Annotated in this window: 13 protein-coding genes; 2 read left to right on the top strand and 11 right to left on the bottom strand. The window is 72.2% G+C overall.

Annotated features, from left to right (window positions below):
- Positions 1–429: 429 nt before the first annotated feature.
- Positions 430–1,452, bottom strand: coding sequence for a GlxA family transcriptional regulator (locus ACIOEW_RS17165; protein ID WP_401964441.1), 1,023 nt, complete (start codon positions 1,450–1,452; stop codon positions 430–432).
- Positions 1,453–1,526: 74 nt separating this feature from the next.
- On the opposite strand from ACIOEW_RS17165, the gene ACIOEW_RS17160 reads away from it, so the two are divergent.
- Complete coding sequence (locus ACIOEW_RS17160; protein ID WP_401964440.1) at positions 1,527–2,111, top strand: cysteine hydrolase family protein; 585 nt, start codon at positions 1,527–1,529, stop codon at positions 2,109–2,111.
- Position 2,112: 1 nt separating this feature from the next.
- On the opposite strand, the gene proC is transcribed toward ACIOEW_RS17160, so the two are convergent.
- The 9 genes from proC to ACIOEW_RS17115 all read right to left on the bottom strand — a co-directional run bounded on the left by proC (position 2,113) and on the right by ACIOEW_RS17115 (position 10,926).
- A complete protein-coding gene (gene proC / locus ACIOEW_RS17155) occupies positions 2,113–2,922 on the bottom strand; it encodes a pyrroline-5-carboxylate reductase (protein WP_351003011.1) in 810 nt (269 codons plus the stop codon).
- Between the two features lie 59 nt (positions 2,923–2,981).
- Positions 2,982–3,767: an ABC transporter permease gene (locus tag ACIOEW_RS17150; protein WP_362552968.1), complete on the bottom strand. Its 786-nt coding sequence runs from the start codon at positions 3,765–3,767 to the stop codon at positions 2,982–2,984.
- Complete coding sequence (locus ACIOEW_RS17145; RefSeq protein ID WP_401964439.1) at positions 3,764–4,531, bottom strand: ABC transporter ATP-binding protein; 768 nt, start codon at positions 4,529–4,531, stop codon at positions 3,764–3,766. Before ACIOEW_RS17145 ends, ACIOEW_RS17150 begins: the two co-directional genes overlap by 4 nt.
- A 120-nt stretch (positions 4,532–4,651) precedes the next feature.
- Positions 4,652–5,467: a class I SAM-dependent methyltransferase gene (locus ACIOEW_RS17140; RefSeq protein ID WP_401964438.1), complete on the bottom strand. Its 816-nt coding sequence runs from the start codon at positions 5,465–5,467 to the stop codon at positions 4,652–4,654.
- Between the two features lie 46 nt (positions 5,468–5,513).
- A complete protein-coding gene (locus ACIOEW_RS17135) occupies positions 5,514–6,098 on the bottom strand; it encodes a hypothetical protein (RefSeq protein ID WP_362552977.1) in 585 nt (194 codons plus the stop codon).
- A gap of 119 nt (positions 6,099–6,217) precedes the next feature.
- A complete protein-coding gene (gene ilvD, locus ACIOEW_RS17130; protein ID WP_362552980.1) occupies positions 6,218–8,068 on the bottom strand; it encodes a dihydroxy-acid dehydratase in 1,851 nt (616 codons plus the stop codon).
- A gap of 304 nt (positions 8,069–8,372) precedes the next feature.
- On the bottom strand, positions 8,373–9,062 hold the full coding sequence (locus tag ACIOEW_RS17125) for a TetR family transcriptional regulator (protein ID WP_362552983.1): 690 nt from the start codon (positions 9,060–9,062) through the stop codon (positions 8,373–8,375).
- Entirely contained in the window at positions 9,059–9,883 is an 825-nt protein-coding gene (locus ACIOEW_RS17120) for a sugar phosphate isomerase/epimerase (protein ID WP_362552986.1), read from the bottom strand. Before ACIOEW_RS17120 ends, ACIOEW_RS17125 begins: the two co-directional genes overlap by 4 nt.
- Positions 9,884–9,975: 92 nt before the next feature.
- Positions 9,976–10,926: a Ppx/GppA phosphatase family protein gene (locus ACIOEW_RS17115; protein WP_362552989.1), complete on the bottom strand. Its 951-nt coding sequence runs from the start codon at positions 10,924–10,926 to the stop codon at positions 9,976–9,978.
- Between the two features lie 84 nt (positions 10,927–11,010).
- Here ACIOEW_RS17115 and ACIOEW_RS17110 point away from each other — a divergent pair, with 84 nt between their 5' ends.
- Positions 11,011–11,850 carry a hypothetical protein gene (locus ACIOEW_RS17110; protein ID WP_362552992.1) on the top strand — a complete coding sequence of 280 codons (840 nt, stop codon included), beginning with the start codon at positions 11,011–11,013 and terminating at the stop codon, positions 11,848–11,850.
- 114 nt (positions 11,851–11,964) lie between these two features.
- On the opposite strand, the gene ACIOEW_RS17105 is transcribed toward ACIOEW_RS17110, so the two are convergent.
- Positions 11,965–13,869 (bottom strand): hypothetical protein, encoded by a 1,905-nt coding sequence (locus ACIOEW_RS17105; RefSeq protein WP_401964437.1) that lies wholly within the window; start codon positions 13,867–13,869, stop codon positions 11,965–11,967.
- Positions 13,870–13,889: the final 20 nt, after the last annotated feature.

Here is a 13,889-nt window from a genome sequence, read left to right as displayed (position 1 = left end):
ACTCACCCTCAGAACATTTTCTGGGGCTTTCCTCCGGGCGCTTCCCTTCGGTCTTGCGTTTCCGACTCTATCAGACTCTTTCGTGTCCGATTCCCGGTCGAAGCGGGCCTCGCATTTCCGCTTTCCAGTTCTTCGCTTTCGCGCTTTCCCTTTCCGGCGAGTCCGACTCTATCAGATCCTCTCGGGCCTGATTCCCAGTCAGCGGGGCTTGTCCTCCCGGCTGTTGGGCCGTTCCGACGAGTGAGACATTAGCGGAATCCAGGGCCTCGACGCTAATCGGGGTCACGTTCCTTCGAACGCGGATTCCTCATTTCGCAAATGCGCACGCAGAGACAGACGACATGTGTCGCTCACTCGTTGTGGTTACTGCGGAATGGCTGTCCGGGGACCGACCGGGGTCGGCGCTCACGTCGGACAACTCGGAGCACACTACGGATGCGCAGGGGGTGTGTCAACCCCGGTCCCCGCCGAGGTGCGGTGGAAGGCGCGGCGGTAGTCGCGGGGGCTGGTGCCCAGATGGGTGGCGAAGTGCTGGCGCATGGTGATCTCGCTGCCGAAGCCCGTGCGGCGGGCCACCTCGGGCAGGGGCAGATCGGTGCGCTCCAGCAGCTTCTGAGCTGCGGCGATGCGCTGGGCGATCAGCCAGCGCAGCGGAGTGGTGCCGGTACTCGCCTGGAAGTGACGGGCGAAGGAACGCGGCGACATGCCGGCCCGGGCGGCCAGCTCCGCCACCGTATGCGGATCCGCCAGACGGGTCAGGGCGAAGGCGCGTACGGCCGCGAGCGTGTCGGCGTCTCGGTCGGCGTGCGGTGTGGGGTGCTCGATGAACTGGGCCTGTGTGCCGGTACGGAAAGGGGCCGTGACCATCGAGCGCGCGATCGTCGCCGCGGCCTCGGCGCCATGGGTCGTCCGTACGAGATGGAGGCAGAGGTCGATGCCGGCTGCCGTGCCTGCCGATGTCCAGAGGTTGTCGTCGTGGACGAACAGGGCGTCCGGGACAACGGTCACTGCGGGGTGGCGGGTGCGCAGGAGGTCCGTGAGGTTCCAGTGGGTGACTGCCTGACGGCCGTCGAGGAGGCCCGCCTGGGCCAGGGTGAAGGCGCCTCCGCAGAGGGCGGCGATCGGCGTGCCATGGGCGTGGGCGCGGCGCAGCGCGTCCAGGACCGCTTCGGGCGCCGGTGTCACGTGGTCGTCGAGGCCCGGGACGACGATCAGGTCGGCTCGGGCCAGCCAGCTGAGCCTGCGGTCCGGGGTGAGGGAGAGGCCGCCGCGCAGCGGGATGGGTGCGTCGGTGGCCGCGGTGCGGCGCAGGACGAAGGGCGGGACTCCACGGTCCGTACGGTCCACGCCCCAGACCTCCGTGATGACCGAGACGTCGAACGCGCGGACGCCGGGAAAGGAGACGAGGGCGATCCGGGTCGGTGCGGGGGGCGGTGTCTCGGTCGCGGGCATGATGGCAGTAAAGCATCGGTCGATGACTTTTTGACCTCTGGGCGGCCAGGGTGCGGGGCGGCAGGATCGGAGCCATGGATATCGCAGAGAACGCAGCGCTGGTCGTGGTGGACGTGCAGCAGGGGTTCGAGGAAGAGGCCTATTGGGGGCCGCGGAACAATCCCGCGGCGGACGAGAACATTGCCGGGCTGATCGATGCCTGGCAGTCGAGCGGGCGGCCCGTCGCCTTCGTACGGCATGACTCGCCCAAGCCCGATTCGCCGTTGCGGGTGGGATATCCCGGGAACGACTTCAAGCCGTACGTGGAGGAGCGGCGGGGGAAGGGCGGCGGGGAGGAGCTGTTTCTGACGAAGAGCGTGAACTCGGCGTTCTACGGGACACCGGATCTGGGTGCGTGGCTGCGCGCCGCCGGCGTGGAGCAGATCGTGGTGGCCGGGATCCAGACCAATATGTGCGTCGAGACGACCGCGCGAATGGCGGGGAACCTCGGTTACGAGGTGTTCGTACCGCTCGACGCGACCTACACCTTCGACCTGGTCGGGCCCTGGGGCTGGTCACTGGACGCGGAGGAGGTGGCGCGGGCCACCGCCGTGTCACTGCACGGCGGTGGATTCGCGAAGGTCGTGCGCAGTGCGGAGCTGATCGCTGCCGCGAAGTAGGTCAGCCGTTGCCGGAGGCGAGCTCGCGGCTGCGGTCGCGGGCTGCTTCGAGTGCCGCGATGAGGGCGGCGCGTACGCCGTGGTTCTCCAGTTCGCGGATGGCGCTGATGGTGGTGCCCGCGGGGCTGGTGACGGCTTCGCGGAGCTTGACCGGGTGCTCTCCGCTGTCGCGGAGCATCACCGCGGCGCCGATGGCGGCCTGGACGATGAGGTCGTGGGCCTGGGCGCGGGGCAGGCCGAGCAGGATGCCGGCGTCCGTCATCGCCTCTACGAGGAAGTAGAAGTAGGCCGGGCCGGAGCCGGAGAGGGCGGTGGCCGCGTCCTGCTGGGACTCGGGGACGCGCAGGGTCTTGCCGACGCCTCCGAAGATCGCCTCGGTGGTGGCGAGGTGGTCGGTGGTGGCGTGGCTGCCCGCGGAGATGACGGACATGCCCTCGTCGACCAGGACGGGGGTGTTCGGCATGACCCTCACCACCGGGGTGCCCGTGGTGAGGCGCTCCTCGATGAAGGCGGTCGTGATGCCGGCGGCGGCGCTGATGACCAGGCGGTCGGCGGTGATGTGTGCGGAGAGCTCGTCCAGGAGGCGGCCCATGTCCTGGGGTTTGACCGCCAGGATGAGGATGTCGGCGCGCTTGGCCGCCTCGGCGTTGCTGACCGCGTCGACTCCGTAGCGGTCGTGGAGCTCCGCGGCACGCTCGGAGCGGCGGGTGGTGACCAGCAGGTTCGCCGGGCGCCAGCCGGCCCGGATCATGCCGCTGAGCAGGGCCTCGCCGATCTTGCCGGTGCCGAGGACTGCAACTGTCTGGGTCATGCGCTTCACCCTCCGGGCTGTGCTCACTGTTCTCGTGGCGCCATCCTCGCACCGGGCCGTCAGGCGGTGCGGCGGCGGAGGGTGGCGGCACCGAGGGCGAGGACGAGGAGGGCGCAGCCGGCCACGATCGCGATGTCGCGGACGAAGTTGCCGGTGACGGCGGTGTGATGGAGGACCTCGTTCATTCCGTCGACGGCGTACGACATGGGCAGTACGTCCGAGATCGCTTCGAGCGCGGGTGCCATCCGGTCGCGGGCGACGAAGAGTCCGCAGAGCAGGAGCTGCGGGAAGATCACGGCCGGCATGAACTGGACGGCCTGGAACTCCGATGCCGCGAAGGCGGAGACGAACAGGCCGAGCGCCGTGCCGAGGAGTGCGTCGAGCAGGGCGACCAGGAGCAGCAGCCACGGCGATCCGGTGACGTCCAGGCCGAGGGCCCAGACCGAGAGGCCCGTGGCCAGGAGCGACTGGACGATGGCGACGGCCCCGAAGGCGAGGGCGTAGCCGGCGATCAGGTCGCCCTTGCCGAGCGGCATGGCGAGGAGGCGCTCCAGGGTGCCCGACGTGCGTTCGCGCAGGGTGGCGATCGAGGTCACCAGGAACATCGTGATCAGCGGGAAGATGCCGAGGAGCGAGGCGCCGATGGCGTCGAAGGTCTGCGGGGCCCCGTCGAAGACGTATCGCAGCAGCGTGATCATCACGACCGGGATGAGCAGGAGGAGTGCGATCGTGCGCGGGTCGTGCGTCAGCTGGCGCAGGACCCGGGCGGCGGTGGAAAGGGTGCGGGCAGCCGTCAGCGGGGATGCGCCCTTTGCCGCCGGGGGTGTGGGTGCGTGTGTGCTCATCGGGCGTTCTCCTGACGGGTGGCGGCCGCGTCGACCAGGTGGAGGAAGGCTTCTTCGACGGTTTCGGTGCCGGAGCCGGCGCGAAGGGCCTCGGGGGTGTCGTCGGCGAGGATCTCGCCCTCGCGCATCAGAAGCAGCCGGTGGCAGCGCTCGGCCTCGTCCATGACGTGGGAGGAGACGAGCAGGGTGGTGCCGCGGTCGACGGCGAGGCGGTGGAAGAGGTTCCAGAGGTCGCGCCGGAGTACCGGGTCGAGGCCGACGGTGGGTTCGTCGAGGACGAGGAGCTCGGGAGTGCCGAGCAGCGCCACTGCGAGGGAGACCCGGGTGCGCTGGCCGCCCGAGAGGGTGCCGGCGAGATCGTCGGCGTGGCTGGTCAGGTCGACCTCGGTGACGGCGCGGGTGACGGCCTCGCGGCGGGCGTCCCGGTGGCGGCGGCCCGGCCGGAGGATCGCCGCGAAGTAGTCGAGGTTCTGCCGGACGGTGAGGTCGGTGTAGACGGAGGGGGCCTGGGTGACGTACCCGATGCGCGGGCGCAGGGTGGGGTGGCCCGCGGGGCTGCCCAGGACGTCGAGGGTGCCGGTGACCTTGGCCTGGGTGCCGACTACGGCCCGCATCAGGGTGGATTTGCCGCAGCCGGACGGGCCGAGGAGGCCGGTGATCCTGCCGGGTTCGACGGTGAAGTCGAGTCCTTTCAGGACGGTGCGGCTGCCTCGTACGACGGTGAGGCCACGGGCCTCGATGGCGGCGCCCGAAGAATTCATCATGTGATGAATTTTGGGGCGGCAGGGCGCCGCCGTCAAGGGACCGCGCGTCGGCGGGCCCGGGTTCGGTCCGGGTCTGTCAGAGGTTCGGTCCGGGGCCCTCACCGGTACCGTCCGGGGCCGTCAGGCGATGGCCACACTCAGGTCGACGACGTACGCCTCCTCGACCGTGCCGTCCGGGAACAGCGGTGCGAGGTGCTCGCGCTCCTCGTCGAGGAAGCGCCGGGTGGGGGCCTCGCCAAGGACCAGGAACGCGGAGTGGCTGCCGAGGTTGGCCAGGTGCGTGGCCAGGGGGATCCGGCGGGTCCACGGGACGCGGCGGTGTACGAAGTCGAGCCCGGGCGGCAGATCGCCGTGGCGGACGGGCGAGCCGTGGGCACTGGTGTCCTCGGTGCCCGCCTCGGCCCCGAAGAAGCGGCGCAGCCGGGCGTCCTGGGCGGCGACCCACGGGGCGTCGCGGTCGGCGACGTTCCACCAGAGGGCGAGTGCGCCGCCGGGCCGCAGGACGCGCCGGGCCTCGGGGGCGGAGCGGAACGGGTCGGTCCAGTGCCAGGACTGGGCGTAGGTGATCAGGTCGGCCGAGGCCGTGGTGAACGGGAGATGGTTGCCGTCGCCCCGCACCAGCGGGACACCCGGCAGGCTGCGGTGCAGTTCGGCCGCCATGCCCGGCCCCGGCTCCACGGCGACGACGCGGGCGCCGCGGTCGTGGAGGTGGCGGGTGGAGATGCCGGTGCCCGCGCCCACGTCGATCGTGCGGGTGCCGGACAGGGGGCGGCCGGAGAGCTCCTCGACGGCGTCGAACAGGGCAGCCGGGTAGCCGGGGCGGGCGGCCGCGTACTGGGCGGCAGCCCGGTCGAAGGACAGGGCGCGCGAGGGGGCGGCGGGCGAGGGGCTCGGGGTGTGGTCCGGAGTGGCTTCCGGGGAGTCCGTTGCGGTCATGGGGCCATCGTGGCCCTCGGGGCCCGGACCGGGCCCCGAGTCCCGCCTACTTGCGGCGGGCCTTCTTCGCCTTGGCCGTCCTGCGGGCCGCCGGGTTCCCGGTCCGGGCCGAGCGGCGCTTCGCGAACCGGGCCTGGGCCGCCTCGTACTCCGTACGCCGCAGCTTCTCGCCCGGCGCTTCGGAGAACGTACGGAAGAAGTACGCGAGCAGCGAGCCGATGAAGCCGATCGTCTTGAGGCCGCGGAGCGTGTCCTCGCGGCCCGGGTCGGCCGGGCGGCGGCTGAAGCCCTCCCATGTCTTGCGGAAGGCGACGGCGCTGCAGATGGCGAACATCAGGACGACCAGCAGGCCGACGAAGCTGCCTACGTCGGCGATCTCCAGGCCCTGGTAGGCGAACCTCAGCACGAAGCAGGAGGCGACCGCGGCGGCGAGCGAGCCGACGGCCGCCCCGGCGCGGCGGAGCCCGTAGTTGCCGTCGTGGCTGACCCAGGTCGTACCGAAGAAGCGGATGGGCTCGGGCTGCGGGCCGGGGGCGGTCGCGGGGGCTCCGGCGGACGCCGTGCCGGACGCTGTGCCGGACTCGGTGGCGTCGGGGGCCGTGCCGTCGGGGGTGTCGCTGTTCTCGCTCACGAGGTCGATTATCCCAGGGGCGGGGCGGAGCACGGGGCTGCTGCGGTGGTCCCGCCACAGGTACGGAGGTGGCGGGACCGCGGGTCCGGCCCCCGCGGGAGGGGCCGGACCCGGTTGGTTCAGCCCAGCTTGGAGACGTCGCGGACGGCGCCGCGGTCCGCGCTCGTCGCCATGGCCGCGTAGGCGCGCAGCGCCGCCGAGACCTTGCGCTCGCGGTTCTTCGGCGCGTACACGCCGTTCAGCGCCTCACGGCGGGTGGCCAGCTCGGCGTCGGGGACGAGGAGCTCGATCGAGCGGTTCGGGATGTCGATCCGGATCCGGTCGCCGTCCTCGACGAGCGCGATCGTGCCGCCGGACGCCGCCTCGGGCGAGGCGTGGCCGATGGACAGGCCCGACGTGCCGCCGGAGAAGCGGCCGTCGGTGATCAGCGCGCAGGTCTTGCCGAGGCCACGGCCCTTGAGGAAGGACGTGGGGTAGAGCATCTCCTGCATGCCGGGACCGCCGCGCGGGCCCTCGTAACGGATGACGACGACGTCTCCGTGCGTGATCTCCTTGCGGAGGATCTTGTCGACGGCCTCGTCCTGCGACTCGCAGACGACCGCCGGGCCCTCGAAGGTCCAGATCGACTCGTCGACACCGGCCGTCTTCACGACGCAGCCGTCCACGGCGATGTTGCCCTTGAGGACCGCGAGGCCGCCGTCCTTGGAGTACGCGTGCTCCACGTCACGGATGCAGCCGCCCGCCGCGTCCATGTCGAGGGTGTCCCAGCGCTCGGACTGCGAGAAGGCGGTCGCGGAACGGACGCAGCCCGGGGCCGCGTGCCACAGCTCGACGGCCTCGGGGGACGGCGAGCCGCCGCGGACGTCCCAGTTCTTGAGCCACTCGGCGAGCGTGTCGGAGTGCACCGAGTGCACGTCCTCGTTGAGATGGCCGCCTCGGTGGAGCTCACCGAGGAGGGCGGGGATGCCGCCGGCCCGGTGGACGTCCTCCATGTAGTACGTACCGCCGGGGGCCACGTTGGGGGCGACCTTGGAGAGGCACGGGACCCGGCGCGAGACCTCGTTGATGTCGTCGAGGTTGTACGCCAGCTCCGCCTCCTCGGCGGCGGCCAGCAGGTGCAGGATCGTGTTGGTCGAGCCGCCCATGGCGATGTCCAGCGCCATGGCGTTGTCGAACGCGGCGCGGGTGCCGATGGCGCGCGGCAGGACCGTCTCGTCGTCCTGCTCGTAGTAGCGCTTGGTGATCTCGACGACCGTGCGGCCGGCGTCCTCGTACAGCGCCTTGCGGGCGGTGTGCGTGGCGAGGACGGAGCCGTTGCCGGGGAGGGAGAGGCCGAGGACCTCGGTCAGGCAGTTCATCGAGTTGGCGGTGAACATGCCGGAACAGCTGCCGCAGGTGGGGCAGGCGTTCTCCTCGATGCGGAGGATGTCCTCGTCGGAGATGCTCTCGTCGACCGCGTCGCTGATCGCGTTGACCAGGTCGAGCTTGCGGACCGTGCCGTCGACGAGGGTGGCCTTGCCGGCCTCCATCGGACCGCCGGAGACGAAGACGGTGGGGATGTTGAGGCGCATCGCGGCCATCAGCATGCCCGGGGTGATCTTGTCGCAGTTCGAGATGCAGATCAGCGCGTCGGCGCAGTGCGCCTCGACCATGTACTCCACGCTGTCGGCGATGAGGTCGCGGGAGGGCAGGCTGTAGAGCATGCCGCCGTGTCCCATGGCGATGCCGTCGTCCACCGCGATCGTGTTGAACTCACGGGGAACCGCGCCCGCCGCCTTGATCGCGTCGGAGACGATCCGGCCGACCGGGGCGAGGTGGGTGTGGCCGGGGACGAACTCGGTGAACGAGTTGGCGACCGCGATGATCGGCTTGCCGATGTCCTCGCTCGCTACGCCCGAGGCGCGCATAAGGGCGCGCGCGCCCGCCATGTTGCGGCCGTGGGTGACAGTGCGGGACCTCAGCTGCGGCATCGTCTCTCGCTCCTTCGACAGAAAAGACTGGCTTCGAGCGTACGCCTCCGGTGCCAGGATCTGGACGGGGTGTCCGGAATGCGGGATTGGGTGCCCAGGGGGTGGGCGGCGGTCAGGCAGGGGTGCGGGGTGGGGACGGCGCGGGCACCGGGGGTGGGACGGGCTCGGGTTGCGGGGGTGGGACGGGCTCGGGTTGCGAGGGTGGGACGGGCGCGGGTAGCGGGGGTGGGACGGGCTCGGGTAGCGGGGGTGGGACGGGCGCGGGTAGCGAGGAGTTTCGGGGCTCTCGCCCGGGCCCCGCTCCTCAATCGCCGGAGGGGCCTGACGCGGATGGGTCCGGGTCGCCCGGCCGGTCCGGGTCGCCGGCCGAGGCCGGATCCGTCAGGTAGCGCTGCAGGGTCGGGGCCACCATCGCGATGATCTTCTCCGGGTCCGCCGATGCCAGGGGTTCCGCCCGGAGCACGTACCGCAGCATCGCGATGCCCACCATGTGCGAGGCGGCCAGTTCCGCGCGGAAGGTGGGGTCGGGTACGTCCAGCTGTTCCGCGATCCGTCCCAGCAGGCGCCGCAGGACGAAGCCGCGCAGCACGTTCGCCGCCGCCTCGTGGGTCAGGGCCGAGCGCATGACCGCCAGCAGCGGGGTCCTGGACGCCGGGCTCTCCCAGACCGCGATGAAGTAACGGGCCAGCCGCTCGCCCAGGCCGTCCTTGTCACTGCCCAGGATGGCCGGGATCACCAGGGCGGGTTCGAAGGAGAGCTCGATCGCGGCCGCGAAGACCTCGTCCTTCGTGCCGAAGTAGTGGTGGACCAGGGCAGCGTCCACGCCCGCCGCCTTGGCGATGCCGCGGACCGACGTCTTGTCGTAGCCGCGTTCGGCGAATTCGGTGCGGGCGGCCTCCAGGATGCGGGTGCGCGCGTCCGGGCCGGTCGTCGCCGTCGTGCGGGAGGGGCGGCCGCGGCGCCTGGGGCCCGGGGCTTCGGCGCCCGGGGTCATGAGCGCGGCACCTGCGCCGAGGAGGCGAGGTGCAGCCGGGTGAAGGCGAGCGCCTCGGCGAGGTCGGCCTCGCGTTCGGCGGTGGACATCGCCCGGCGGGTGTTGACCTCGATGACGACATGGCCGTCGAAGCCGTTCCGGGCCAGCCGCTCCAGCAGTTCGGCGCAGGGCTGGTCGCCCCGGCCGGGCACCAGGTGCTCGTCCTTGCCGGAACCCTTGCCGTCGGCCAGGTGGACGTGGGCCAGCCGGTCGCCCATCCGGTCGACCATGGCCATGCCGTCCGTACGCGCCGTCGAGGTGTGCGACAGGTCGACCGTGAAGTGGCGGTAGTCGTCGTTGGTGACGTCCCAGTCGGGGGCGTACGCGAGCATCTCGCGGTCCCGGTAGCGCCACGGGTACATGTTCTCGACGGCGAACCGCACATCGGTCTCGTCCGCCATCCGCCAGATCCCGGTGACGAAGTCACGCGCGTAACCCCGCTGCCAGCGGAACGGCGGGTGGACGACGACGGCCGACGCGCCGAGCTTCTCCGCCGCGGCGCGCGCCCGCTGGAGCTTGACCCAGGGGTCGGTGGACCAGACCCGCTGTGTGATCAGCAGGCAGGGGGCGTGAACGGCCAGGATCGGCACCTGGTGGTAGTCCGAGAGCCGCCGCAGGGCCTCGATGTCCTGGCTGACGGGGTCGGTCCAGACCATGACCTCGACGCCGTCGTACCCCAGGCGCGCGGCGATCTCGAAGGCCGTCGCCGTCGACTCCGGATAGACCGAGGCCGTCGACAGGGCGACCTTCGCATCCGGGATGCGCACCACTGGTTCTGCCACGCAGACAGCGTACGGGCAGCGGTGCGCGTCGCCGAGGGAGTCCGGTGGAAAGTGAGAAGGGCCATGACGGTGACACGCCGGGGGCCGCCCCGTCAGTTCAGGGCCACGTCCTCGGTGGACGTCAGGTGGTCCAGGCGGCGCAGGATCACTCCCTCGCGCAGCGCCCAGGGGCAGATCTCCAGGTCCTCGACGCCCAGGAGGTCCATCGCGCCCTCCGCGACCAGCGCGCCGGCCAGCAGCTGGGCGGACCGGCCCTCGGAGACGCCGGGGAGGTTCCCCCGCTCCTCGATCGTCATCGCGGCCAGCTTCGGCACCCACTCCTCCAGGGCCTTTCGGCTGAGGGTGCGCTGCACGTACAGCCCCTCCGTGGAGCGTGCGGCGCCCGCGATCCTGGCGAGCTGCTTGAAGGTCTTGGACGTTGCCACGACATGGTCGGGGCGGCCGAAGCGGGTGAACTCTCCGACACTGCGGGCGATCCGCGCCCGTACGTGGCGGCGCAGCTCCTTCACCTCCGCCGGGCCCGGCGGATCGCCGGCCAGCCAGCCGGCCGTGAGCCGGCCGGCGCCCAGCGGGAGCGACACGGCGGCGTCCGGTTCCTCGTCGATCCCGTACGCGATCTCCAGCGAGCCGCCGCCGATGTCCAGGACGAGCAGCTTGCCCGCCGACCAGCCGAACCAGCGCCGGGCAGCGAGGAAGGTGAGGCGGGCCTCCTCCGTGCCGCTGAGGACGGCGAGGTCGACGCCCGTCTCGTCGCGGACCCTGGCCAGCACCTTGTCGGCGTTGCTCGCCTCGCGCACCGCGGAGGTGGCGAACGCCAGCACGTCCTCGCAGCCCTTGTCCTCGGCGGCCTGGAGCGCGCCGGCGATCGTCGTCACCAGCCGGTCCACGCCGAGCGGGCCGATCGCCCCGTCCTCGTCGAGGAGCTCGGCCAGCCGCAGCTCCGCCTTGTGCGAGTGCGCGGGCAGCGGGCGGGCGCCGGGGTGCGCGTCGACCACCAGCAGATGAACCGTGTTCGACCCCACGTCGAGGACTCCGAGTCTCATATGCAGAACGCTACTGCGGCTTCGGGCGGGGACGGACCGGCGCATGGTCCCCGCCCATGCGCCCCTCGGTCTTACTCTGGGCGCGTGCCAAAGACGAAAAAGGCGAAGCCGGGCAAAGTCACGAAGAAGCAGAAGATGAAGCAGGAGATGCAGCAGCCGCAGACAGAGGGACCTCAGGGGTCCGACGAGACGGGGATCGACTTCGCGCGGGCGTGGGTGGAGTTCCCGGACCCCGCCGACGACGAGCAGGTCTTCCGCTGTGACCTGACCTGGCTGACGTCCAGGTGGACCTGCATCTTCGGCAGTGGCTGCCAGGGCATCCAGGCCGGTCGCGCGGACGACGGGTGCTGCACCCTGGGCGCCCACTTCTCGGACGAGGACGACGAGAAGCGGGTGGCCGGTCACGTGGCCAGGCTCACTCCGGACCTGTGGCAGTTCCACGACGTGGGTACGGAGTCGGGCTGGGTCCAGACCGATGACGACGGGGAGCGGCAGACGCGGCGCTGGGAGGGTTCCTGCATCTTCCAGAACCGTCCCGGCTTTGCCGCGGGGGCCGGCTGTTCCCTGCACATCCTCGCGCTGCGGGAGGGCAAGGAGCCCCTGGAGACCAAGCCGGACGTGTGCTGGCAGCTTCCGGTCCGGCGTACGTACGACTGGATCGACCGGCCCGACGACACGCGTGTGCTCCAGGTGACGATCGGCGAGTACGACCGCCGGGGCTGGGGACCGGGCGGCCACGACCTGCACTGGTGGTGCACGTCGGCGACGTCGGCGCACGGGGCCGGGGAGCCGGTGTACGTGTCGTACCGGCCCGAGCTCACGGAGCTGATGGGCAAGGAGGCGTACGACCGGCTGGTCGGGCTCTGCGAGGAGCGGCTCTCCTCGCTGCTGCCGATGGCACCGCACCCGGCGGACCCGGCCTAGGAGCCCGGGCCCGTCACTCCGCCGCCCCGGCAGGGTGCTCGGGCCCGTTCCTCCCGGGACCGGGCCCGTCAGTCCTCCGTCGGCGGACTGACGGGCCCAGGAGCCCCGGGCCCGTCAGTCCGCCGCGGGCGGGGTGCTCGGGCCGCCCTGCCCCGGGTCGTCGGTCGGGGTCGGGGTCGGGGAGTCCGTCGGGTCCGGGGACGGGCTCGGCGAGCCCGGGTCCGTCGGCGTCGGGGTGGTGTCCGTCGGGTCGGGTGTCGGGGTGGGATCGGGGTCCGGGGAGGACGGCGACGGCTCCTCCGGGACGGGCGGGTGCGAGTGGGACGGGCCGCTCGGCACCGGAGGCCGCGGCGAGGCGGAAGGCGCCCGCCCCCCGTACCCGTGCATCGCCACGACCGCCCCCGACGGGGCGACGGCGATCCGTGCGGTCCAGTACCCGGCGGGTTCGCGCGCGTGGTTCACGAGGACGCGGACCGTGATGCTCTCGCCCGCCGCGAGCGTTCCCGAGGTGCTGCTCAGGCGCAGCCAGGACTGGCCCGTGCCGGCCGACCAGGCGACCGGGCCCGCCTTCGAGGCGGTGAGCGTGATCGTCGTCGTGCCGCCGGACGAGCGGGCCTCGACGGTGAGGCGGCCCGCGCCGTCCCCTCCCCCGTCCCGGTCCGGGTCCGCGCCCACACTGATGACCTCGGCCGAGACGTCCGGTAGGCGGTCGCCGTCCGTGAAACCGGCGCCGGGCTCGGGCCGGGCGTTGCCCGCGTTCTCGTAGTGGCCGTACGGGTCGTCGGACCCGTGGCCGTCGCCCGTCTCGGTCGCGGTGACCGCCGAGCCTTCGCGTCCCTCGCCGGTGAGCGGCGCGCCCCGGTAGGCGGACCACAGGGCGATCACGGGGGCGGCGACGACCGTGGCGACGACCGTCGTCGTCATGACCCTGGACCGCAGCCGGTCCCGGCGCGCGGCGTGGTCCTTCGGGTCCATCGGGAAGCCCGTCCGGTCGAACCGGGGTGTGGCGGACCGATTCTTCTGGTGCTTCTGGGCGTGCAGCATCGCCACGTAGGCGGAGGGGCGCGGCGCCTCGACGACCGCCAGCACGGCCACGGGCGTGACCGCGGCCCCCGGCCAGGGGCCCTGCGCACCGGCCCGCTCGGCCGCGCGGCGGCAGCTCGGGCAGTCGTCCACATGCCGTACGAGCTCGCGGCGCAGGGTGGCGGAGAGCAGCACGCGATGGTCACCGGTGAGCCTGCCCACCGCGGGGCAGTTGCCCTTCTCCACGACGGCGAGGGCGGCCCTCGTCCGCTCCACCTCGCAGGCGGCCGCGGCCAGGAGCTCCCGGGCGGTCGCGGGTTCCAGCCCGAGGACGGCGGCGACCGCGCGCGGGGTGAGCCGGTGGCGCACCGCGAGCTCCAGCGCCTCACGCTGTTCGGGGGTGGTGCCCGCCGCCTCGGGCCAGGCCAGCTGGGCCAGTTCGCGGCGGTGCGCCTCGGCGGCCGCGGGACTCTCCGCGGACATGCCGGGGGAGGCGGACGCAAGGGACGCCGACGTGACGGAGCGGGGCGCGGAGGGTGTGAGCGGTGGTGCGCCCGCAGCCTTCGAGGTGTGCGCGGACGCGGACGTGCGCCGTCCCGCGCGGGCTGCCGGCGCGACGCGATGGTCGTCCTGCGCCCTGGCCGACTGTCTGCGCGCCCGGGACCCGTCAGGTCTGCGATGCGCCTGGCGGCCCTGCTTCTGCTCGCCGAGCCTGCGCAGACACATCCATCTGGCCAGTGCGTACAGCCAGGCTCGGCGTTCCTCCTCGTCCGCGGGACACCGACCGCCCTGCCGCTCCGCCAGCGCCAGCACTCCGCCGAGCGCCTCGGTGGCCGAGTCGTGGTCGCAGAGCACGGAGAGGCAGTACGTGAACAGGCCGTCGAGATGCGGTTCGTAACGGGCCGGCGGCTGCTTCGGCGACGAGTGGGGCGCGCGGTGCTGCGCCCGGTGTGCGCCGGGGGTGTTCGTGGGGGTCTCCAGGCTGCTGCTCGTCACCTTGCGACCGTAGGCAGGGC

Source organism: Streptomyces sp. NPDC087901 (genome assembly GCF_044742205.1).
In the GTDB taxonomy this organism is placed as follows: Bacteria; Actinomycetota; Actinomycetes; order Streptomycetales; family Streptomycetaceae; genus Streptomyces.
Note: the sequence above shows the minus strand (reverse complement) of the source record. Positions and strands in the feature narration are given on the sequence as shown.